The organism is Streptomyces griseorubiginosus, assembly GCF_017614965.1.
GTDB lineage: Bacteria > Actinomycetota > Actinomycetes > Streptomycetales > Streptomycetaceae > Streptomyces > Streptomyces griseorubiginosus_B.
In genome coordinates, this window is the sequence record NZ_WVUG01000137.1 from 1 (window position 1) to 22,068 (window position 22,068).

At 69.8% G+C, this 22,068-nt stretch carries 19 protein-coding genes and 1 tRNA gene; 13 read left to right on the forward strand and 7 right to left on the reverse strand.

Annotated features, from left to right (window positions below; genetic code table 11):
- Positions 1 to 188: 188 nt before the first annotated feature.
- From GRC12_RS24235 to GRC12_RS24270, 8 genes are all read left to right on the forward strand, one after another.
- On the forward strand, positions 189 to 1,853 hold the full coding sequence (locus GRC12_RS24235; protein WP_208781474.1) for an IclR family transcriptional regulator domain-containing protein: 1,665 nt from the start codon (positions 189 to 191) through the stop codon (positions 1,851 to 1,853).
- 202 nt (positions 1,854 to 2,055) lie between these two features.
- Complete coding sequence (locus tag GRC12_RS24240; protein WP_208781491.1) at positions 2,056 to 3,303, forward strand: ROK family transcriptional regulator; 1,248 nt, start codon at positions 2,056 to 2,058, stop codon at positions 3,301 to 3,303.
- A gap of 11 nt (positions 3,304 to 3,314) precedes the next feature.
- Positions 3,315 to 5,159, forward strand: a complete 1,845-nt coding sequence (locus tag GRC12_RS24245) for a glycoside hydrolase (protein ID WP_208781475.1) — start codon at positions 3,315 to 3,317, stop codon at positions 5,157 to 5,159.
- A gap of 271 nt (positions 5,160 to 5,430) precedes the next feature.
- Positions 5,431 to 6,702 carry an ABC transporter substrate-binding protein gene (locus GRC12_RS24250; protein WP_208781476.1) on the forward strand — a complete coding sequence of 424 codons (1,272 nt, stop codon included), beginning with the start codon at positions 5,431 to 5,433 and terminating at the stop codon, positions 6,700 to 6,702.
- A 20-nt stretch (positions 6,703 to 6,722) separates the two neighbouring features.
- Positions 6,723 to 7,688, forward strand: coding sequence for a carbohydrate ABC transporter permease (locus GRC12_RS24255; protein ID WP_208781477.1), 966 nt, complete (start codon positions 6,723 to 6,725; stop codon positions 7,686 to 7,688).
- Positions 7,685 to 8,551 (forward strand): carbohydrate ABC transporter permease, encoded by an 867-nt coding sequence (locus GRC12_RS24260; protein ID WP_208781478.1) that lies wholly within the window; start codon positions 7,685 to 7,687, stop codon positions 8,549 to 8,551. The genes GRC12_RS24255 and GRC12_RS24260 overlap by 4 nt, the downstream gene beginning before the upstream one ends.
- 28 nt (positions 8,552 to 8,579) lie before the next feature.
- Complete coding sequence (locus GRC12_RS24265) at positions 8,580 to 11,441, forward strand: glycoside hydrolase family 2 TIM barrel-domain containing protein (RefSeq protein ID WP_208781479.1); 2,862 nt, start codon at positions 8,580 to 8,582, stop codon at positions 11,439 to 11,441.
- 216 nt (positions 11,442 to 11,657) lie between these two features.
- Positions 11,658 to 12,647, forward strand: a complete 990-nt coding sequence (locus tag GRC12_RS24270) for a phosphotransferase enzyme family protein (protein ID WP_208781480.1) — start codon at positions 11,658 to 11,660, stop codon at positions 12,645 to 12,647.
- A gap of 48 nt (positions 12,648 to 12,695) precedes the next feature.
- Here the strand turns inward: GRC12_RS24270 and GRC12_RS24275 are convergent, their stop codons facing one another.
- From GRC12_RS24275 to GRC12_RS24285, 3 genes are read right to left on the reverse strand one after another with little or no spacing between them, the layout of a single operon-like run.
- Complete coding sequence (locus tag GRC12_RS24275; protein ID WP_208781481.1) at positions 12,696 to 13,742, reverse strand: Gfo/Idh/MocA family protein; 1,047 nt, start codon at positions 13,740 to 13,742, stop codon at positions 12,696 to 12,698.
- Positions 13,743 to 13,745: 3 nt separating this feature from the next.
- The gene (locus GRC12_RS24280; RefSeq protein WP_208781482.1) at positions 13,746 to 14,744 is read right to left on the reverse strand and encodes a Gfo/Idh/MocA family oxidoreductase; all 999 of its coding nucleotides are present in this window, start codon (positions 14,742 to 14,744) and stop codon (positions 13,746 to 13,748) included.
- The gene (locus GRC12_RS24285; protein ID WP_208781483.1) at positions 14,741 to 15,895 is read right to left on the reverse strand and encodes a Gfo/Idh/MocA family protein; all 1,155 of its coding nucleotides are present in this window, start codon (positions 15,893 to 15,895) and stop codon (positions 14,741 to 14,743) included. Before GRC12_RS24285 ends, GRC12_RS24280 begins: the two co-directional genes overlap by 4 nt.
- A gap of 111 nt (positions 15,896 to 16,006) precedes the next feature.
- Here GRC12_RS24285 and GRC12_RS24290 point away from each other — a divergent pair, with 111 nt between their 5' ends.
- A complete protein-coding gene (locus GRC12_RS24290) occupies positions 16,007 to 17,017 on the forward strand; it encodes a LacI family DNA-binding transcriptional regulator (RefSeq protein ID WP_208781484.1) in 1,011 nt (336 codons plus the stop codon).
- A 142-nt stretch (positions 17,018 to 17,159) separates the two neighbouring features.
- On the opposite strand, the gene GRC12_RS24295 is transcribed toward GRC12_RS24290, so the two are convergent.
- Positions 17,160 to 17,381, reverse strand: a complete 222-nt coding sequence (locus GRC12_RS24295; protein ID WP_208781485.1) for a hypothetical protein — start codon at positions 17,379 to 17,381, stop codon at positions 17,160 to 17,162.
- Between the two features lie 173 nt (positions 17,382 to 17,554).
- Between GRC12_RS24295 and GRC12_RS24300 the strand changes: the two genes are divergently transcribed.
- The 4 genes from GRC12_RS24300 (at position 17,555) to GRC12_RS24315 (ending at position 20,070) form a co-directional block, all read left to right on the forward strand.
- Positions 17,555 to 18,085 carry an SbtR family transcriptional regulator gene (locus GRC12_RS24300; RefSeq protein ID WP_208781486.1) on the forward strand — a complete coding sequence of 177 codons (531 nt, stop codon included), beginning with the start codon at positions 17,555 to 17,557 and terminating at the stop codon, positions 18,083 to 18,085.
- Positions 18,086 to 18,939: 854 nt separating this feature from the next.
- Positions 18,940 to 19,015, forward strand: a tRNA-Arg gene (locus tag GRC12_RS24305).
- A 369-nt stretch (positions 19,016 to 19,384) separates the two neighbouring features.
- Positions 19,385 to 19,627: a type II toxin-antitoxin system Phd/YefM family antitoxin gene (locus tag GRC12_RS24310; RefSeq protein WP_208781487.1), complete on the forward strand. Its 243-nt coding sequence runs from the start codon at positions 19,385 to 19,387 to the stop codon at positions 19,625 to 19,627.
- Positions 19,624 to 20,070: a PIN domain-containing protein gene (locus tag GRC12_RS24315; RefSeq protein WP_208781488.1), complete on the forward strand. Its 447-nt coding sequence runs from the start codon at positions 19,624 to 19,626 to the stop codon at positions 20,068 to 20,070. The genes GRC12_RS24310 and GRC12_RS24315 overlap by 4 nt, the downstream gene beginning before the upstream one ends.
- Before the next feature lie 163 nt (positions 20,071 to 20,233).
- Here GRC12_RS24315 and GRC12_RS45745 read toward each other — a convergent pair whose 3' ends face one another.
- The 3 genes from GRC12_RS45745 to GRC12_RS24330 form a co-directional block, all read right to left on the reverse strand.
- The gene (locus GRC12_RS45745) at positions 20,234 to 20,584 is read right to left on the reverse strand and encodes a hypothetical protein (protein ID WP_244373705.1); all 351 of its coding nucleotides are present in this window, start codon (positions 20,582 to 20,584) and stop codon (positions 20,234 to 20,236) included.
- Between the two features lie 242 nt (positions 20,585 to 20,826).
- Positions 20,827 to 21,522: a response regulator gene (locus GRC12_RS24325; RefSeq protein ID WP_208781490.1), complete on the reverse strand. Its 696-nt coding sequence runs from the start codon at positions 21,520 to 21,522 to the stop codon at positions 20,827 to 20,829.
- Positions 21,519 to 22,068 (reverse strand): sensor histidine kinase (locus tag GRC12_RS24330; RefSeq protein WP_244373706.1); only part of this gene is annotated, 550 nt, incomplete at its 5' end. The genes GRC12_RS24330 and GRC12_RS24325, both read right to left, overlap by 4 nt.

Genomic DNA, 22,068 nt, shown 5'->3' on the forward strand with positions numbered 1-22,068 from the left:
GGGCAGGCACCCTGGGAGCTGGCAGCCGACGGTTTGCGGGGCGGGGTGTCCCTGGGTGCGGCGGAGCCCCTGCGGGCAGGGCACCCTGCCATGGAACCGAGGGGCGCTCTGCAGCCTGGGTGCCCGGCGGTGAGTCGGGCTCGGTCGCATTACGGTAGGGCTGCCCTGACCGCCGTACCGGAGAAGCGATGTCCGCGAACCCCGAGCCCGACGCCGTCGCCTCGTCCGCCGTACCGGCCGAGGCGGTCACGCCGCTGATCCGCGGGGTCGCCGTGCTGCACCGGCTGACGGAGGCGGGCGGCACGCTGAGCCTGAGCGCGCTGGAGCGGGCGACGGGCCTGGCCCGCTCCACCGTCGACCGGGTCACCGCGACGCTGGCCCGCATGGGGTACGTCCGCCTCGACGGCCGTGACGTGTTCCTCACCCCCCGGCTGATGGAACTGGGCAACGCCTACCTCGCCGCCCTGCGCCTGCCCGCGCTGCTGGACGCGCGCGCGGACGCCCTCGCCGACGAACTGGACGAGTCGGTGTCCCTGGCCGTCGCCGACCGCGACGGCATCCGCTTCATCCACCAGGCCACCCGGCGCCGGGCGATGTCCCTCAGCTTCCGCATCGGCGACCTCCTCCCGGCCGAACGCACGGCACCGGGCCCGCTGTTCGCCATGGAGTGGACCGAACCCGACTGGCAGGCATGGCGAAAACGCCGCACGGCGGACCCGCAGGACAGGAGCTTCCCGGCGGTACCGCCGCGGGAAGAGCCTGGCGCCGCCCAGGACTTCGAGCGGCGGGTGACGGCGGCCGCACAGGACGGGTGGGCTCTGGACGATCAGTTGATCGAGCCGGGGCTCGTCGCGGTGTCCGTACCCGTGCGGGATCCGCGGGCCGGGCGCATCGTCTGCGCGGCCAGCGTCGTCAGTCACACCAGCCGGCACACCGCGGCCGACCTCCGCGACACCCTGCTGCCCCGACTGCGTACGGCCGTACGGGCCATGGAGGACGATCTGCGCGCGGCACCGCCGCGGAAGGGCGAGGCGTCGCCGTCCGGTCTCGCCACCTGGACCGGCGCGTCGAAGCAGGAGCTGGGCCGGGAGTTCGTCGAGTCGCTGGCCCGCGGACTGACCGTGCTGACGGCCTTCGGCGAGGGACGGTCCGCCCTGACGCTCACCGAGGTCGCCCAGGCGACGGGCCTGGCCCGGGCCACCGCACGCCGGGCGCTGATCACCTACGAGCACCTGGGCCTGGTCCGCGCGACGGACCGCTTCTTCGAGCTGACGCCCCGCGTGCTGGGCCTGGGCTTCCCGCCGCTGTCCCGTACGACCCTGCCCGAGATCGCCGGCCCGCGCATGGCCGAACTCGCCGCCCGCGTCCACGAGTCGACCTCGCTGTCCGTGCTGTCCGGCACCGACATCCAGTACACGGCCCGCGTCGCCACCGGCCGCGTCATGAGCGTCAACCTCGCGATCGGGACGCGGCTGCCGGCGTACGCGACCTCGATGGGCCGGGTGCTGCTGGCGGACCTGCCGGAGCCGGACCGTACGCTCGGCCCGCTGCGTCCTCTCACCTCGCACACGATCACGGACCCCGCCGCCCTGGCCGCCGTCCTGGACGAGGTCCGGGCCGCCGGCCACGCCCTGGTCGACGAGGAGCTGGAGGAGGGGCTGCGCTCCGTCGCCGTCCCGGTCCGCGACCGCACCGGCCGCGCCGTCGCCGCCCTGAACGTCGCCATGCACGCCGCGCGCCACTCGGTCGAGGAGTGCGTACGGGATATCCTCCCCGAACTGCGCCGCACGGCGGCCCTCGTCGAGGCCGACCTCCACGTGGCGGGCCGCTTCACCCGGATCCCGGTGTCCTGACCGGTGCCTGACCGGCCTCCCGGCCGCCGTCCCGACCGGTGTTACGACCGGTGTTACGACCGGGTCTCTTCAACTCTTTTCCAATCCCTTGTCGAAAGTCCCCCGCAGGCCATAGCCTTGCGCCGCGCCGGTGCTGGTGTCGGGACCGACCCGGCTCCGGGCTGCCTGGGAAGGGATGGGGACGACGTCAGTGAAGACGCCAGTGAAGCGCACCTCGCGCGACATCCGTACCGCGAACCGGTACGAGGTGTTGCGCCAGATCATCGCGGAGTCCCCCACCTCCCGCCAGGAGCTCGCGGCCGCCACCGGACTGAGCCTGGCCACGGTCGCCACCCTCGTCGGCGAACTCCTCGACCTGCGGATGATCACCGAGGTCGGTTTCGAGGACTCGGCGGGCGGCCGCCCCCGGGGCCTCGTCGCCGTCAACGCGTCGGGGGGCGCGTTGATCGGTGTCGACATCGCGGAGACCTACGTCCGCGTCGAGCTGTTCGACCTGGGACTGAACGTCCTCGCCCGCGCCATCGAGGAGATGCGCCCCGGCGAGAACCAGCCCGAGCAGGTGGTCGCCCACGCCGCCGCGGCCGTCGGCTCGGTGGTCATGCAGGCCGGCGTGGAGGGCGCCCGGGTGCTGGGCGTCGGGGTGAGCGTCCCCGGCCAGGTCGACCGCGCCACCGGCGTCTCCGAGTACGCGCCCAACTGGGACTGGCACGACGTACCGCTGCTGGACCTGCTCACCGAGCACATCGCCTACCCGCTGTACCTGGACAACCCGCTGCGCGCCTGCGCGGTCGCGGAGTTGTGGTTCGGGGCGGCGCGGGGCCGCACGGACGCCGTGGTCGTCAACCTCGGCACCGGCGTCGGCGCCGGACTGGTCCTGGACGGACGGCTGCACCGGGGCGTGAGCAACAGCGCCGGCGAGTGGGGCCACAACACGATCGTGCTGGACGGACGCCTGTGCCACTGCGGCAACCACGGCTGCGTGGAGACATACGTCGGCGCCCCCGGCATCATGCTGAACCTGCGTGAACTCAGCCCCGACAGCACGCTGTTGCACCCCGAGGACCAGACCGCCACCATCGACGCGCTCTCCCGCGGGGTCGTCGCGAACAACCCGGTGGCGGTCAAGGTGGTCCGGGACACGGCGCGTTACCTCGGCGCCGGCATCGCCGACCTCGTGAACCTGATCAACCCCGAAGTGGTGGTGCTCAGCAGCTGGGTCGCCAAGACGCTGGGCGAGCCCCTGCTGGACGAGGTGCGCGCAGCCGTCGCCCGGCACGCCCTGAAGCGGCCCATGGCCGCCACCGAGATCGTCCTCTCCCCCATTCCCACCGACCCGGTGTGCCTGGGCGCGGCCACGTTCGCGCTCGAGGGGGCGCTGCAGTCCGTGGGGCAGAGGGCCACCGCAAAGCGCACCATCCCCGCAAGGAGCCGTACCGCACCACCTTCATGACGACGGAAGGGATGCACGTGTCTCACCCCCACCGCAGTAGACCGGTCCTGTTCGCGGCCGCGGCCGCGCTGGCCGTCGCGGGACCCCTGATATCCGCCCCGACCGCCTCGGCCGCCACCCCCACGGCGGCCGAGGTCTCCCCCCACGCCGCCCAGACGATCGACGACATCGGTGCCTCCGGCGCCTGGTGGGTCAACGACCTGCAGCACTTCAGCCCGGAGGTGCAGGCCCGGGTGGCCCGACTGCTCTTCTCCCAGCAGGGGTTGGCCCTGAGCTCGTACCGCTACAACATCGGCGGTGGCGGGGTCGCGGTCACCACCCCGGCCCGCGTCGCCGAGGACTTCCTGAACCCCGACGGCTCCTACGACTGGAGCAGGGACAAGGGCGGCCGGACCTTCCTCAAGTACGCCGCGAAATACGGCGTCAAGGACCTGATCGGCTTCGTCAACAGCGCTCCCGCGCAGTGGACCACCAACGGGCAGAGCTGCGGTGGCCAGCTGAAGCCGGAGAACGAGGGCGACTACGCCAAGTACGTCGCCGACGTGACCCAGCACTTCGCCCGGCAGGGCGTGCGACTGGACTACATCAGCCCCTTCAACGAGCCGGACAACGACTTCGGTTCGTGCGGACAGGAGGGCATGAAGGTCACCGTCGACCAACGCGACGACATCGTGCGTGCGTTGGGCGCCGAGCAGAAGGCCCGCAAGCAGAAGACCTCGATCATCGCCGACGAGTCCAGCCAGACCACCCAGTTCGTCTCCGAGCTCCCGCAGTGGATCTCGCAGCCGGGCACCGCACAGTATGTGTCCGCGCTCGCCCACCACACGTACAACAACCCGGGTGACGGGCAACTCGCCAACGTCTACGAGACGTCGAGGAACGTCGGCCAGAAGTCCTGGGCGACGGAGATCTGCTGTTTCGGCAAGGGCTCCACGGGCTGGAACCAGGAGTACGACCCGTCCATCGACAACGCCCTGCTGATGTCGAGGATCATCTACAAGGACTTCGCGACCGCCCACGACTCGGCCTTCCAGTGGTGGGTGGCCCTGGCCAGCGGATACGGCAGCTCCCCCACCGAGAAGAACGACGTCGGCTGGAACGACGGCCTGATCTACTACGACCCCGACTACGCGACGAACGGCAACCAGAGCCTGTACTTCACCAAGCGCTACTACGCGCTCGGCCAGTACAGCAAGTTCGTCCGCCCGGGCTCGGTCGCGCACAACGTGACCGGGGCGCCGGACGGCGTCGAGGTCTCCTCCTACGACTCCGGCGGCAAGTGGGTGGTCGTGGTCAACAACCACAACTCCACCGACACCCCGCTGAGTCTGCACTTCAACAGCAAGACGCCGGTACGGGCCGCACAGGCCGTACGGACGTCGGCCACCGAGAACTGGGCGAAAGTCGCCAGGCCCTCGGTGAGCGGCGGCACGGTGTCGGCCACGCTCGCCGCCCGCTCGGTCACGACGTACGTCTTCGACCAGAAGGGCCGCGGCGGTACGGCGGTCACGGGCGCGCTGGCGGGCAAGCAGTCCGGCAAGTGCCTGACCGCGAGCGCCTCGGGAGCCGCCATCAGCACGTGCACCGGCACCACCGAGCAGTCGTGGGCGTACGACGCCAAGGGTGGCCTGAAAGGCGCGAACGGGTATCTGACGGCCGGGAGTTCGGGCCTGACGACCAGTGCCGACTTCACCGGTGACGCGAGCCAGCGCTGGCTGCTCAACGCCAACGGACAGATCCTCAGCGAGGCGTCCGGCAAGTGCCTCGACGTCAGCGGACAGGCGACCGCCGACGGCAGCAAGGTGATCCTCTACAGCTGCAACGGCGGCACGAACGAGGCCTGGAACAGGGCCTGATCCGGATCCGACCTTGATCCGACCAGGATCCGACGAGGGTTGGACCCCCCACTGACCGAGGGCCGCCGGCCACCTGACCCCGGCGGCCCTCAATCTCCTTGCACCACACCCCCGTTCGTAATCCCGAACCGCGTACAACGTTTCGCGCAGACTTCGTCCAACCCCTTGCCTAAGCCCTTCGTGAACGCTTAGCTTCCCGCACTGCAATCCCTTTGAGCCATCTGGCGCTGAGCGACAGAGCCGCAGCCGCAACAGAGACAAGGACGTCAGCATGTCGGCATCGAGCAACAGCAACTGGTCCCGTCGATCGATCTTCCGGGCCGCCGCGGGCATGGCCGCAGCCGGCACCCTCGCCGCGTGCGGCAGCAACAACGGACGCGGTGGGTCCGGCGGGTCCGGTTCCGGCAAGCACCTGGTCCAGTACTTCCACGCCTACGGCGAGGCGGGTACGGAGCAGGCCCTCAAGCGCTACGCGGCGGCGTACAAGAAGGCCGACGTCAGCACCAGCTGGATCACCGGCAACAACTTCGAGTCCGCGCTCTTCGCGACCCTGCTCAGCAGCAAGGCACCCGACGTCTTCGAGTTCCACCCGCAGCTGCAGCTCGTCAAGAGCGGCCAGGTGGCGGACCTCAGCGACCTCATCGACCCGGTGAAGGACGACTTCAACCCGAACGACATCAAGTCCCACACGGTCGACGGGAAGATCTACGGGATCCGGATGATCGACGACCCGCAGTTCTTCTACTACCGCAAGTCGATGCTGGAGAAGGCCAAGGTCGACGTCCCGACCACGCTCGACGAGCTGATCGAGGCCGCCGCGAAGCTCACCACCGGCAAGGTCAAGGGCCTCTTCCTCGGCAACGACTTCACCGCGATCCAGAACAACCTGATCTGGTCGGCCGGCGCCGACACCCTCGACGCGAAGAACCAGATCGCCTACCACACGCCGGGTGTCATCGAGGGTCTGAAGAAGCTGCGGACGCTGTTCACCAGCGGCCACGTACTGCTGGACGCCCCGACCGACTTCTGGGACCCCTCCTCGCTCGACCAGGGCCTGTGCGCCATCCAGTGGGGCGGCATGTGGTCCATGCCGGCCATGCAGAAGGCCCTCGGTGACGACCTCGGCGTCTTCCCCTTCCCGAAGATCGGCAGCGCCGGCAAGCAGTCCGTCTACAACGGCGGCTGGTCGATCTTCGTCAACGCCAAGGGCAAGAACGTCGATGCGGCCAAGGAGTACGTGAAGTGGCTGTGGATCGACCAGAAGCAGTACCAGGAGGACTGGGCCACCTCGTACGGCTTCCACATCCCGCCGCGCACCTCGATAGCCAACCAGGCCACCAAGCTCAAGTCCGGCCTGCCGGCTGAGGGCGTCAAGCTCTTCACGGACTACGGCCACTTCGACAACATCGGCTGGGACCAGACGATGATCACCGCCTTCAACGACGTGCTCGCGTCCTCCGTCCGCAAGAACGGCGACCCCGAAGCCGCGCTCGACGCCTGCGACAAGAAGGTCAACGTCGAGCTCAAGAAGCTCTTCGGATAAGCCGCCGGGAACACCACGACATGTCGACCACCACCACACGCGGGGTCGCCCAGCCCGCCCCGGCCAAGGCCTCCCCGGCCCGGCCGCGGCGGGGCCTGCGGGGCAACCCGACGTTCAACTTCTGGCTCTTCACCGGGCCGTTCCTCATCGGCCTGGTGATCTTCGTCTTCGTGCCGATCGTCTGGAGCATCTGGCTCAGCTTCTTCGACGCCCGGTACACGGTCACGCCGAGCCACTTCATCGGCTTCGACAACTACAAGCAGATCCTGACCAACAGCAACTTCCCCAGCTCGCTGGTGACGTTCAGCGTCTTCGCCGCGTTCATCGTGCCGACCACCTGGGCGCTGTCGCTGGGGCTCGCGCTGCTGGTGAACCGGCTGACATTCATGCGGGCGTTCTTCCGGTCGGTGTTCTTCCTGCCGACCGCCGTCTCGTACGTGGCCGCCGCCCTGATCTGGAAGATGTCCATCTTCAACGGCGTCCGCTTCGGCCTGGCGAACACCGTCATGAGCTGGTTCGGCGTCGACAACACCGCCTGGATCTCCAACCCGAGCCCGCCCTGGTACTGGCTGGTCATCGTGACCCTGCGCCTGTGGATCCAGGCCGGCTTCTACATGATCCTTTTCCTGGCGGCGCTGCAGAACATCCCGCCGGAGCTGTACGAGGCCGCCGCCATCGACGGCGCCAAGCGGGGCTGGCAGACCTTCCGGTACATCACGCTTCCCCAGCTGCGGGCCACCTCGACCGCGGTGATCCTGCTGCTGCTCATCGCCGCGTACCAGGCGTTCGACGAGTTCTTCAACATCATCGGCACCAAGGCGACCTGGGCGCAGACACCGCTCATGGAGCTGTACAAAACGGCCCTGGGCACCGACCAGGACTACGGCGCCGGCAGCGCGGGCGCGGTCATCCTGTCCCTGCTCATCTGTATCGTCACGCTGGCCCAGGGCAAGATCATGGGCTTCGGAGGAGGGGAGGACAAGTGACCGTCACCGCACCGCACGCCGGCAAGGACCGCAAGAAGCGCGGAGGTGTCCTCGGCAACACCGGCCTGTACATCGCCGTCACCGTCGCCGCGTTCCTCTTCCTGATCCCCTTCTACCTGATCCTCCGCAACGCGCTCTCCACCGACCCGGAGATCACGGGCGAGAACTGGAAGCTGCTGCCCTCCTTCCAATGGGGCAACATCTCCGAGCTCTTCGACGACCCCACCGTCGAGTTCGCCCACTCCATGTGGAACTCCACGGTGATCGCCGTCCTGAGCACCATCGGCACCCTGCTGTTCTGCTCCATGGCCGGATACGGCCTGGCCCGCATCCCCTACAAGCACGCCAACAAGGTCTTCTACGTCGTTCTGGCGACCCTGATGGTTCCCACGGCCGTCACCTTCGTGCCCAGCTTCGTGCTGGTCTCCTCCCTCGGCTGGATCGACACCTACCGGGGCATGATCATCCCGGGGCTCTTCAGTGGTTTCACCTGCTTCCTTTTCCGGCAGTACTTCCTGGGATTCCCCAAGGAACTGGAGGAGGCGGCGCGCGTGGACGGGCTCGGCTACTGGGGCGCGTACTGGCGGATCGTCGTACCCAACTCGCTGAACTTCTTCGCGGCGATCGCCACGATCACGTTCATCAGCGGCTGGAACGCCTTCCTGTGGCCGCTGGTCATCGGGCAGGACCCGAGCGCCTGGACCGTGCAGGTCGCGCTCTCCTCCTTCATGACCAACCAGACCGTGAACTTCCATCTGATCTTCATGGCCGCCGCCATTTCCATCCTGCCCCTGGTGTTCGTGTTCCTCTTCCTCCAGCGCTGGCTGGTCCAGGGGATCGCGCAGACGGGCATCAAGGGCTGACGCCTTTCTCACCATGACCTGGAGACCGATGACTTCCCGCACCCCGGCCACCGACTACGTCGAGGACGTCTCCCCCGGCAGCGGGGCGCTCCCGCCCCGCGCCTGGTACGCGACCTCCGACGCGAAGTCGCTTTCCCTGAACGGCAGCTGGCGGCTGCGTGTGTCGCCGACCGCCGACGCCGAGGACGACTCGTTCGCCGAGCCCGGATTCGACGCCGGGGACTGGGCCGAGGTCACGGTCCCGGGTCACTGGGTGCTCCAGGGCGACGGCGCCTTCGGCCTGCCCATCTACACCAACCACCTCTACCCCTTCCCCGTCGACCCGCCGCACGTGCCGACCGAGAACCCGACCGGCGACCACATCCGCGTCTTCGACCTGCCCGCGGACTGGCCCGCGGACGGCGGCGCCGTCATCCGCTTCGACGGCGTGGAGTCCTGCGCCCGGGTCTGGCTCAACGGCACGGACATCGGCGAGTTCAAGGGCTCCCGGCTGCCGCACGAGTTCGCGGTCGGCCACCTGCTGAAGCCGGCCGGCAACGTCCTGGCCGTCCGCGTCCACCAGTGGTCGGCCGGTTCCTACCTGGAGGACCAGGACCAGTGGTGGCTGCCGGGCATCTTCCGTGACGTGACGCTGCTGCACCGCCCGGCGGGCAGCGCGCTCGACTTCTTCGTGCACGCCTCCTACGACCACCTCACGGGCGAGGGCACCCTGCGCGTCGACTCCGACGTCGACGGGCAGGTCCTGGTCCCCGCCCTGGACATCGATGTCGAGACGGGCACGACGGTCACGGTGCCGGTCCAGCCGTGGTCGGCCGAGGTGCCGAAGCTGTACGACGGCGAACTGGTCACCGAGGGCGAGCGGGTGCCGCTGCGCATCGGCTTCCGTACGGTGGAGCTGTCCGGCGGCCTGATCAAGGTCAACGGGAAGGCGGTCCTGTTCAAGGGCGTCAACCGCCACGAATGGCATCCGGACAAGGGCCGCGCCCTCGACCTCGCGACCATGCGCGAGGACGTGCTGCTGATGAAGCGGCACAACCTCAACGCCGTGCGCACCTCCCACTATCCGCCGCACCCCGCCTTCCTCGACCTGTGCGACGAGTTGGGCCTGTGGGTGATCGACGAGTGCGACCTGGAGACCCACGGCTTCACCGAGCAGACCTGGCGCGACAACCCCGTCGACGACGACCGCTGGACCCCGGCCCTGCTCGACCGGGCCGCCCGCATGGTCGAGCGCGACAAGAACCACCCGTCGGTGGTGATCTGGTCGCTGGGCAACGAGGCCGGCACCGGCCGCGGCCTGACCGCGATGGCCGAGTGGATCCACGACCGTGACGCCTCGCGCCTGGTGCACTACGAGGGCGACTGGAACTGCCGCGACACGGACGTCTACTCACGGATGTACGCCGGCCACGCCGAGGTGGAGCAGATCGGCCACGGCCTGGACGGCGGCACCCACAAGCGCCGCCAACTCCCCTTCATCCTCTGCGAGTACGGTCACGCCATGGGCAACGGCCCCGGCGGCATCGCTGACTACCAGCGCCTGTTCGAGACGTACGAGCGGCTCCAGGGCGGCTTCATCTGGGAGTGGATCGACCACGGCGTCACCCACCCCGAGCTGGGTTACGCCTACGGCGGCGACTTCGGCGAGGAGCTGCACGACGGCAACTTCGTCTGCGACGGCCTGGTCTTCCCCGACCGGCGGCCCTCCCCCGGCCTGCTGGAGTTCAAGAAGGTCATCGAGCCGGTCTCCCTCGAGGCCGCCGACGGCACCGTACGGGTCACGAACAAGCAGGACTTCGCCGACCTGTCGGCGTTCGCCTTCGAGTGGTCGTACCAAGTGGACGGCGAGAGCGTCGAGTCGGGCTCCCTGGCGGTGCCCGCGCTCGCCCCGGGCGAGTCGGCGGACGTCAAGCTGCCCGAACCGCCGGCCGACCACGGACGCGGCGAATCCCAGTGGACGGTACGGGCGCTGCTGGCGGCGGACACCGCGTGGGCCCCGCGGGGCCACGAAGTCGCCTGGGGCCAAGTCCCGGTGTCGGCACGGCCGTTGCGGCCCGTCCCGGCAACCGACGGCCCGGTGCCCGGCGACCGCGTGATCACCCTCGGCCCGGCTTCCTTCGACGCCCGCACGGGCGCCCTGACGGCCATCGGCGACGTCCCGGTGACCGGCCTGCGGCTGGACGTGTGGCGGGCGACCACCGACAACGACGAGGGCGCCGGTTGGGACGACGGCATCCGGTACGCGGAGCTGTGGCGCAAGTACGGCCTGCACCGCATGCGCCACCGCATCGACTCCGTCGAGGCGACCGAGGACGCGCTGACCGTCCGCACCCGGGTGGCGCCGGCCGCCTGGGAGTTCGGCCTTGCGACCGTCTACCGCTGGACGTCCGACGGCAACCGGCTGCGGCTGACGGTGTCCGTGGGCCCGCAGGGCGAGTGGCCGGTGCCGCTGCCGCGGCTGGGCGTACGGTTCGGACTCGGCGCGGCGGACACGGTGAAGTGGTTCGGCGGCGGCCCCGGTGAGGGCTACCCCGACACCAAGTCGGCGTCCCGCATCGCCCGTTACGAGTCCACGGTGGACGACCTCCAGACCCCCTACCTCCGCCCGCAGGAGAACGGCGCCCGCCTCGACGTCCGTTGGGCGGAGCTCGGCGGACTGCGGATCGAGGGAGACCCGGAGTTCCACCTCACGGCCCGCCGCTGGACGACGGAACAACTGGACGCCGCCACCCACCGCACCGACCTCACCCCGGGCGACACGGTATGGGTCAACCTCGACCACGCCCACCACGGCATCGGCACGGCGTCCTGCGGACCGGGGGTGCTGCCGCAGTACCGGCTGGAGGCGGGACCGGCGGAATTCTCGTTCGTGTTCTCGCCGACGGGCTGATGTGATGCCCCTCTAAGAGGGCGATGCCCCTTTCAGGGACCCGGGTGTGAGGCACGGATCGGGGCTTGGAACGGACCGGGCTTGGAACGGACCGGGGCTTGGAACGGACCGGGCTTGGAACGGACCGGGGCATGCACCAACACCTGCCGTCCCGCCGCCGACCGCGGCGGGGCGGCGGTGGTCCGCGCCCATCCCGCCGACACGAGGAGTTGCCCCATGTACGCCGCCGTGGACCACGTGACCGCGGCCTACGACCTCGGCAGCGGCACCGGCACCTGCCGCTGGACCATCGAGCCGGTCACCCGGGGCGCGCTGGGCCGGATCTGGAAGATGTCGGGACCGTCCGGCGACTGGGCGGTGAAGGAAATGCTCTTCGGCTGCGACGAGCGCCAGGTACGGCGCGAAGCCGCCCTACGCGACGCGTCCGCAGCCCTCGGTATCGCGTCCCCCCGCCTGCTGAGGAACGGCGAGGGCGCACACGTCACCCGGCTGCCGCCACATCTGAGCGGCTCGTACCTGAAGCTCTACGACTGGGTGGACGGAACCGCCGCCGACCCCACCGCCCCGGAGATCCTGGCCTGGGTGGGCCGGAGTCTGGCCCTGCTCCACCGGGCCGGGGCAGGACCGACGCAGCCCCCGATCGCCTGGTACGAAAAGTGCCCCACCGAATCCGAGTGGCAGGCCCTGCGCCGAAAGATCGCCGACTCCGCCCTCCCCTGGTCCGACGACCTGGCAGACGTCGCCGCCATGTCGTCGGAACTCTCCCGTTACGTGACCCCGGCCGACCGCACCGCCCTGGTGACCTCCCACCTCGACGTCCAGCCCCAGAACGTCCTGGTCGGCCGGGACGGCCCGGTCCTGATCGACTGGGACAACGCGGGACCGACGACACCGGCACGGGAACTGGCGTCGGTGGTGTTCGCCTGGTCGGGCAGGAACCGCCCGAACCCGGACGCGGCCCGGCACCTGGTCCGGGCGTACGTGGCGGCCGGGGGCCCGGGAACGATCCGCACCCCGCACGCCTTCTCCATGCTCCTCGCGACCAGCCTGAACTACGTCCATGTCCAGGCGGAGGCCGCGGTGGACCAGACGAGGACACCGGACGAACGGGCGTTCGCGGACGATCAGGTACGTACCTCCCTCACCGCCCTCCCGGACATCCCCACGCTCTCCCTCCTGATCAAGGAACTCGCCCCCGAGTGGTGACCAACGCTCCAACCGACGGGGCCGCGGTGGCCCGGTGTCGCTCGGCCCTCAGTTCTGACGGGTCGGTGTGGGAAAGGTGATGCCGCACCGCTTGCGGATCTCGTCCATCGCCCGGAGGGTGACGACGGACTGCTCCAGGGGCCGCAACGGGGTCTCCCGCGCTCCCGCCGCGATGCACCGTGCCACCTCGGCGGCCTCGAAGTGCAGGGCGTCGTGGGCGCTCCGGGGTTCCGTGTACGTCACCGGTGTGCCGCCGCCGGCTGGGGTGAGGACCAGGTCACCGGGCTGGTAGAAGGGGCCCGGCAGGCTGAGGGTGGCCCGGGTGCCGGCAAGGGCAGCGGTGGTGGGGGTGTCGCTGAAGAGGCTGGTGTGCAGGACGGCCTGGTTGCCGTGCGGGTCACGGAGGATCGCCGATGTCTGGCCGTTCACGCCCGCGGGATGGGGCTGCCCGGAGGCCAGCACCTCTTCCGGTGCGCCGAGGACCCAGGTGGCCAGGGAGACGGGGTACGTGCCGAGGTCCAGCAAGGGCCCGCCGGCCAGTTCGGGCCGCAGGATGCGGTGTCCGGCGGTGAAGTGCTCGCCGAGATCGGCCAGGACGGTGTGGATCTCGCCGAGGGCGCCGGAGTCGAGGATCTGGCGCACCACGTCGAACTTGGGCAGGAAGAAGGTCCACAGAGCCTCGGCGCAGAACAGGCCCCGGTCGGCGGCGACTGCGGCGATCTCGGACGCCTGGGCGGCGTCCAGCCCGATCGGCTTCTCCACGAGGGTGTGCTTGCCGCCCTCCAGGGCCAGCCGTGCGCAGGCGAGATGGGCGGTGTGCCCGGTGGCGACGTAGACCACGTCGACGTCGGGTACGGCGACGAGATCCTCGTAGGAACCGTAGGCACCGGGAATGCCGTGGAGATCCGCGAAAGCCTTCGCGCGGGCCGCGTCACGGGAGGCCACGGCCGTGAACCGCTGGCGGGTGTGCCGCTGGACGGAGCGTACGAAGCGCTCCGCGATCCAGCCGGTGCCCAGGACACCCCATCGCAGGGCGGGGGCCTGCATCGGGTCCGGTGTGCGGGCGGTGGGCAGGACCGTCGGAAGCGAAGGCATCGGTCAGACCTCCGGGACCTGGACGGGGACGGTCGTACCGCCGTCCCGCATGGACGTGATGACGGCTTCGGCCACCACGGACGCCACCAGGCCGTCGTGGGTGGTGGCCAGCGGAGACGGGGTCCCGGCGAGCACGGCGTCGGTCCACGCCTGGAGTTCGAGCCGGTAGGCGTCGGCGAACCGGGGACGCCAGTCGGCGGGGTATCCGGTGGACCGGGCCCGGGCGGAGTCGGCCACGATCCTGGCCGGATCGGTGAGGGCGAGGGCGCCGTGTTCCCCGACCACCTCGCAGCGGATGTCGTAGCCGTATCCGGCGTTGAGGAACACCTCGACGGTGGTCAGGGCGCCGTCAGCCGTGCGCAGCAGCATCAGTTGAGGGTCCCGGAAGCCGGTCGCCGCCGCCGTGGGGCGCGGTGCGTGCCAGCTGACCTCCATGACGGGGGAGTCCAGCAGCCAGGGCACCGTGTCGAACTCGTGGATGGCAGATCCGGTGATGCTGAGCTCGTCCGTGCATCCGGGAGCGGAGGACACACCCCGGCTGACGCAGCGCACGAGCAGCGGGGCGCCGCAACTCCCGGCGGAGACGGCGGACTTGAGCTCGACGTAGGCCGGGTCGAAGCGTCGCATGAAGCCGAGCGAGACCATTCCCCCGCCGGCGCGGCGCTCCTCCTGGACGACGCGCACGCATTCGTCGAGCGTGGGGGCGAGCGGCTTCTCGCACAGCGCCGGCTTCCCGGCGCGCAGAGCGGCTACGCACAGGTCGGCATGGGTCGAGTCGTGCGAGGCGATGACGACTGCGTCGACGTCCGCGTCCGCGATCGCCGCATAGGGGTCGTCGACGGCGCGAGCACCGGGCACGGTCCCGGCGACGACGGCCGCTCGCTCCTTGTCGATGTCCGCGACCACGGTGACCTCGGCACCGGAGACGTGGCGGTGGAGCGTGGTCACGTGGTCGGCGCCCATGTTGCCCGCGCCGACCACACCGATGCGCAGACCGCTCATGCCAGGTTCACCCACGTTCCCTGCTCGGCGGACCGTGCCATCGCGTCCAGGACGGAGGCACTGTGCACCGCGTCCGCGAGCGTCGCCCCGTGCGGGGTGCCCTCGGCGATGGAACGCAGGAAGCGGTGGGCCTCGATCACCTTCAGGTCGTCGTAGCCCATGCTGGTCGCCGCCCCCGGCTGGAACGCGGCGTACTCGCCGTCGTTCGGGCCGACGTAGACCGTGCTGACCGGCTGGTCCTGGTACGTGGTGCCGCGGCTTACGCCGAGTTCGTTCATCCGGCGGAAGTCCCAGAAGACCGCGCCCTTGGTGCCGTGCACCTCGAAGCCGTAGTTGTTCTGTTCGCCGACCGATACCCGGCAGGCCTCCAGGACACCCCGGGCGCCGGAGGCGAAACGCAGCAGGCAGTTGACGTAGTCCTCGTTCTCGACCGGGCCCAGTTCGCCGCCGGTGGCCAAGGTGTGGCCGGAGGTGGCGCCGGTGGGCCGGGCCCGCTCGGGGATGAACACAGCGGTGTCGGCGGTCAGGGAAGTGATGTCGCCGAGGAGGAAGCGGGCGAGGTCGGCGCCGTGCGAAGCCAGGTCGCCGAGGACCCCGCTGCCGCCGCGCTCCTTCTCGTAGCGCCAGGTCAGGGCGCCGTCCGGATGGGCCGCGTAGTCACTGAAGAGGCGGACGCGGACATGGGTGACCGTGCCCAGCTCACCGGCGGCGATCAGGTCGCGGGCCGTCTCGACGGCGGGGGCGTTGCGGTAGTTGAAGCCGACCGTTCCCTGGACGCCGGCCTTGGTCACCGCGTCCGCCACCGCGCGGGCGTCCTCGGTGGTCAGGCCGACCGGCTTCTCGATCCAGATGTGCTTGCCGGCCTCGGCCATGGCGACGCCGATCTCGCGGTGCAGAAAGTTCGGGGCGGTGATGCTGACCGCCTGGACCCGCGGGTCCTTCGCGACCTCCCGCCAGTCCCGGGTCGTCGAGGTGAACCCGAACTGTGCGGCGGCCTCCTCGGCCCGGCCGGGCACCTCCTCGGCCACCGTGATCAGCTGCGGCCGTACGGCGAGGTGCGGGTAGTGGTGCGGGATGCGTGCGTACGCCTGGGTGTGCACCCGTCCCATCCATCCGAACCCCACGACGGCGACACCGAGCGTGCTTGCCATGACTGCCCTTCTTTGGACCGGTCCATACCGTGCTGGGCCTCACCTTGAGTGCCGCTTCCCCCGGTGTCAACCCCTTTGACAAGATGGCCCACCTCGTGGAACGGTCCAGCCATGAGACCTCCGACGATCCGTGACGTGGCCGAGCGGGCCGGCGTGTCGAAATCCCTGGTCTCTTTGGTGCTGCGCGGCTCCGAGCAGGTGCGCCCTGAGAAACGGCAGGCCGTGCTGGCCGCCGTCGACGAACTCGGATACCGGCCGAACGCAGCCGCGCGCAGCCTGAGCGAGCGCCGTACCCGCTCGGTCGGCGTGCTCCTGAACGACATGCGCAACCCCTGGTTCGTGGAACTGCTCGACGGCCTGAACTCCCGTCTCCACGACAGCGGGCTGCACGTTCTGCTCGCCGACGGTCACCTCAACCGGCGCCTCGGCGAGGACCTCACCCGGACCTTCACGGACCTGGGGGTCGACGGGCTCATCGCCGTCGGCACCCTGCCTCCTTCGAATGCGTTGCGCGCCGCGGCCACGCGCATTCCCACCGTGGTGGCGGGCGCTCGCGAGCCGGTTCTGCCCCGCGTCGACGTCGTCGCCAACGACGACGAGCAGGGTGCGCGACTGGCCACCGAGCACCTCATCGGGCTCGGGCACCGTCGCATCGCGCACATCGCGGGTCAGGGCGTCGTCAGCGAACTGCGCCGACGCAGCTTCGAGGCGGTCATGCGCGAACACGGGCTGGACGACACGGCGACCGTGGAGCAGGGCGACCTGACGGAGGAGGGCGGCTACCGGGCCATGGTCCGGCTGCTCAGCGCACCGCTGCGGCCGACGGCCGTCTTCGCCTTCAACGACATAGCCTGCGTCGGCGCTCTGTCGGCGGCCGAGGAGTCGGGGCTCCAGGTACCGCGGGACATCTCCCTCATCGGCTACGACAACACGTACCTCGCACGGCTGCGGCACCTGTGGCTCACCACGGTGGACAACGCCAGTCACGAGGTCGGCCGCCGTGCCGCGCAATACCTCCTCGACCGGATCGCGGACCCGGGCCGTGCGGCGGAGACCGTCCTCTCACCGCCGACACTCGAAGTGCGGGGGACGACGGCGCCACCTGCTGCCGACCCCCGCTGAGGACACCGACTGCGCCGCGTCGGCCTTCGGGCGGTGACCCGCCCGTGCGGTGGCTGCCGCGCCCACACGTATCCGGCCGTCGGGTTGGAGTGTGCGTGAGCACGGCAGCCTGTTCAGGGGTATCTGCACGATGTGCGGTCAGTCAGCGGGACTCGTTGAGCCGGTCGGGACCGGGGGCCAGGTCTGTGTCGGGGACGACGAGGACCGGAAGATCGGTGCGGGCCAGCCCCTGCCCGGAGGTGGCGCTGTGCACTGCGGTCGAGTCGGCGGGGCCGGTCGCCGTGGCGGCCCCAGCCGACGCGAGGGTGCTCGAGGCGCTGAGCACGCAGCCGACGGCTGCCGCGCCGACGGTAGTCCTGCGCATGATGGTGGCTCTTGGTGCGGATGCCTTGCACGAGCGCGCACGGCCTCGATCACCTACGAAACTGTTTCGTACCGGATCGGATGAAAAAGAAGCGACCCGGGCGGCGCCGCTCTGATCGCTGGACGAGCCGAGGTACGCGGCCACGTTGACCATCGTCAGAGGTCAACGGAACCATGGCGCGGCTGCGGGAGGGGTCAACGACAGGCGCCGACGTGCTCGGTGAAGGTCCTGCCGGTGACCCGCTTGCCGTCGAAGCCGTCTTCGAAGACGCCGCGGAGCACCTCAACTCACTGGCAGAACAGGCACTGGCCCATGAAGACCCCTGGGAAGGATTCACCCAGTTCTTCCTGGCCACCGCAGAGAGGTTCGCCGAAGACCGCGGGCTGAGAGAAGCCGTCCTGCAGGGCATGCACGGAAAGATCCGGGTAGCCGCCGCCCGGGACCGCCTCATCCCCGCGGCCGGCGCCCTCATCGCACGGGCCCAACACGCCGGCCAACTCCGCGGAGACTTCGAATCCACCGATCTCCCGCTCATCCAGCTCATGCTCGGAGCCTTCACCGAGCACAGCCAAACCGTCGCCCCCGATGCACGGAGGCGCTATCTCGTCCTCTTCCTGGACGGCATGCGCGACCACCGAGACCGTCCAACGCCCCTCCCGCACCCCGCGCTCGACGAGGGCGAGTTCGACCAGACCGTGGCATGAGCTCCGAACGGGACGGCCTGACGGGGAAAAGGCGGTAACCCTTCACCATTCCACGGAATTCGTGGACGGGAGCCCTGACCTGGCGATCGGCGATACATTGCGCGTCAAGGAAGGCACGCTCGCGGAGCATCGGGATGCTACTCAAGAGATTTCGAGAGGCGAACGTCCAGAAGTTTCTGAGGATTTCTTCAGCCGTCAAGCCGACTGGCATACAATCCGCCGCGGAGCATAGCGCACATTCAAGGACCGGGGCGTGCGGGGTGAGTCGCCGTTAATCGACGGATCCGTCCGAGCCAGAGTGGGAAATCCTCTCCCCCGATTCCTTCCGGCGGACAATCTCATTGAGCCACTGGCGAAACATACGCGGCGGGAGATCCTCAACACGTCGGCGTTCTCGGTGAGGGCAGGCCGCGACTGGAAACCGCTGCCGCAAGCTCTGCCGTCGGCGCAGACCGCCTGACTGGATCACGTGCCTCGTGCACCCGACGGGGCATGACCGCGGCCTGGCCAGGCACAGCGAACGCGGCCAAGTGGCCCACAAGCTGACGGAGGGGAGCAGAACGGCCCAACCGCCCTCAGGCCCCGCCTCTCAGGCTTCTATCAACCTTGCACTGCGAGCCTCAGAGGCAGCAGGTCACAGGCGTTCCAGCTCACCGGTCCGGCCTCCTGGCCCTATACGGAGGCCCCTCGGTGGCGCTGCATCCGCTACGCTGTCCCTGGTCAGTCGTTGGCGCGTCACGTTGTCCTCTCAGGTAGCGACGCGGAGGGTGTCGAACCGCGTCTGACCAGCGGGCTTGTGCTCCTCGTCGAAGATCCACGCCCTGGATTTTCAACAAGGTTTTCGACAGGCCCCAGCCTTCGTAGCTCAGGGGATAGAGCACCGCTCTCCTAAAGCGGGTGTCGCAGGTTCGAATCCTGCCGGGGGCACCAGCGCAAAGGCCCCGGACCGATCATGGTCCGGGGCCTTTGGCATCCACCGGTCACTCCACTCCGCCCTCACAGCCCTCCAGGCTCGGGTTCGAGCCCTGAGCAGCTACTCCAGCAGCATGATCAAGACAACGTGTTAATGATCTGCAAGCCCTTAGGGAAAACTCCTGAAAGCGGGTGTCGCAGGTTCGAATCCTGCGGGGGGCTGTATGGCACACCCGCCTGGCCAGACCGCTTTGGCGATGTTGAGCGCCGACAGAAACACCTGGCCGCACGCACCGGAACACCCTCTGGACAAAGCGGTGACACCGCTCCGATCGCCATGATGCGTACCCGCACGGCGACACCCACTCGTGTAGGAACATGTAGTACATGGAGGCCACTGCCCGCGAGTTCAACCAGAACTCCTCCCAGATCCTCGCCGCGGCAGCCCGCGGCGAGACCGTCACCGTCACAAAGAACGGCACCCCCGTAGCACGGGTCGTCCCGATAAACGACACCGACGTGCCCCCGTACCCGACCGATGCCATGGGCGACCTCGACCTCCCCGACCTTGGCCTGCCCGACCTCACCGACGACGAGATCGAGCACACCCTCAAGGAGATGGGCGCGTGAGCCTCGTCGCCGTCGCTGACACCAACGGCCTGCACCGCTTGCTCGACCCGAAACTCACCGGCCACCAGGAACACAAGAAGGCCCTGGCAGCAACCAGCCACCTCGTCATCTCCCCCATGGTCCTGGCCGAACTGGACTACCTGATCTCCGCCCGTGTCGGAGCCCAGAAAGCCCTGATCGCGGCGCGCTTCATCGAACGTAACGTCGCGACCCGACGCTTCGAGGTGCCTTCCATCCGGGCTCACCTGAGCGCGGCGATCGCGGTCGCCGAAGGCTACGCGGACGCCGACGGCGGCAGAGGCATCGGCCTCACCGACGCCATGAACGTCGCCCTCGCCGCCGCCTATCGCACCGACGCCGTCCTCACCACCAACCGCCACTTCCGCATGGTCCGGCCCCTGACCGGCCACCCGGCATTCCGGCTCCTACCCGAAGATCTCTAGCGAGGCGGTCTTGCTTGGCCGAGGGACGCCCGCTCCCCCCGCAGGGCGCCGTCCCGAAGCGGTTTGATCAGCCTCGGGCGTCCGGCCGAAGGGGTGGAAGGTCCCCCACCACGCCACCTTCCGATTCTGGTTCCTGCCACTTCAGGTGCCGGCGCGTCTGCCCTTAGTGCCAGCACGTGTCCCCGCCGCCGTCCCGTTCGGTGCCTATCGATACCGCGTAGACGACGCCCTGGCCCGTCCCTGCCGCCGTCTCGGGCTCGGGTGAGAAGCCCCTGGGGTGGAGGTCGATGGTGAGCAGCAGGTGGCGGTCCTTCTCCGTCGTGGTCCAGCAGGCGCCCTCCACCGTGGCGGGCGGTGCCCCGGCGGCCGGGTCCCGTTCGCGGTGCCAGTCGGCCGCGGCGGCTGCGTCGGCGTAGTGGGTGATGACGTCTCCGGGGTCACCCGGGAACGTGTACAGGCGGTCCGCGTGCAGCCACGGCGCTCCGGCGCTTTCGTCGTCGCATCCGGTGGTCACGCCGACGCCACGGTAGCTGGCGGGTTCCGAGGCGCGGGTGGGCGCCGAGGCGAGCATTGGCTGCTTGGCCAGTCGTGCGAGTTCGGCGGCCGTGCCGTCACAGTCTTCGCCGTCGACGGCCGAACACCCGCCGAGGAGGACTACTGCCGGTAGCAGGAGGGCTGCCGCGATTGCGGCTCGGGGGCCGGTGGAGAGTCTTGTCGGGGACACGGGGCTCCTGGAAGGACGGGGGTGGGTGGTGGCTAGCGCTCGGTCGTGGTGCTGCCTGCCCCCGGCACGATCAGCCCCGTCTCGTAAGCCACCACCACGGCCTGGGCGCGGTCGCGGAGGGCGAGTTTGGAGAGGATCCGGGTCACGTGGGTTTTGACCGTGGCTTCGCTCAGGCCGAAGTGGGTGGCGAGTTCGGTGTTGCTGAGGCCGTTGCCCAGGGCGCGGAGGACTTCGCGTTCGCGGGGGGTGAGCGCCGAGAGGTCTCGGTGGAGGGTGGCGGTGTGGGTGGTGTCGTGGGCGACGAAGCGTTCGATGAGGCGTCGGGTGATGGCCGGGGCGAGCAGCGCGTCGCCGGTGCGGGCGAGGCGGACGGCGGCGACCAGGTGTTCGGGCGTGACGTCCTTGAGGAGGAAGCCGCTCGCTCCCGCGGTGAGGGCGGCGTAGACATAGCGGTCGAGGTCGAACGTGGTCAGGATGAGGACGCGGGGCGGATCGGGCACGAGGCCGGAGAGGATGCGCCGGGTGGCTTCCAGACCGTCGGTCCCGGGCATGCGGATGTCCATCAGGACCAGGTCGGGGCGGGTGCGGTGGACCGCCTCGATCGCCTCGTCGCCGTCGGAGGCCTCGGCGACGACGTCGATTCCGTCCGCGGCGAGGATCAGGCTGAAGCCGGTGCGGACCAGTACCTGATCGTCGGCGATCACCACCCGCGGCGGCGGCTCGCTCACGCCGGTTCCTCGACCGGCAGGACGGCACGGACCCTGAAGCCACCGGTGGGCCGTTCCCCCGCCTGCAGGGTGCCGCCGTGGATGGCGAGGCGTTCGCGCAGGCCGATCAGGCCGTAGCCGGCGGCGGCGCTGGGGCCCGGGTCGACCGGGGACATCGCGGTGCCGCCGGTGTCGGACACCTCGATGTGCAGCGCGCCCGGGACGTGGTCGACGGTGACCCGTACCCGGGCGCCGGCCGCGTGCTTCACGGTGTTGGTCAGCGCCTCCTGCACCACGCGGTACGCGGCCAGCTCGACACCGGCGGGTAGCGGTACGGGAGTTCCGGTGACAGCCAGCTCGACGGGCACGCCGGTCTTACGGAGACGGTCGGCGAGGGCCGGCACCTGCGCAAGCCCCGGTTGTGGCGCCAGGTCGGCGTCGGTGACCGGGCCGGGGTCGTCGTCAGTCGCCGTGGCGGGACCGATACCACGCATGCAACGGGCCGCCGGACCATAGCCGTGGCCGACCGGCACCCCGTCACCACGACCGGCCGCCCCGGCCCCCGCA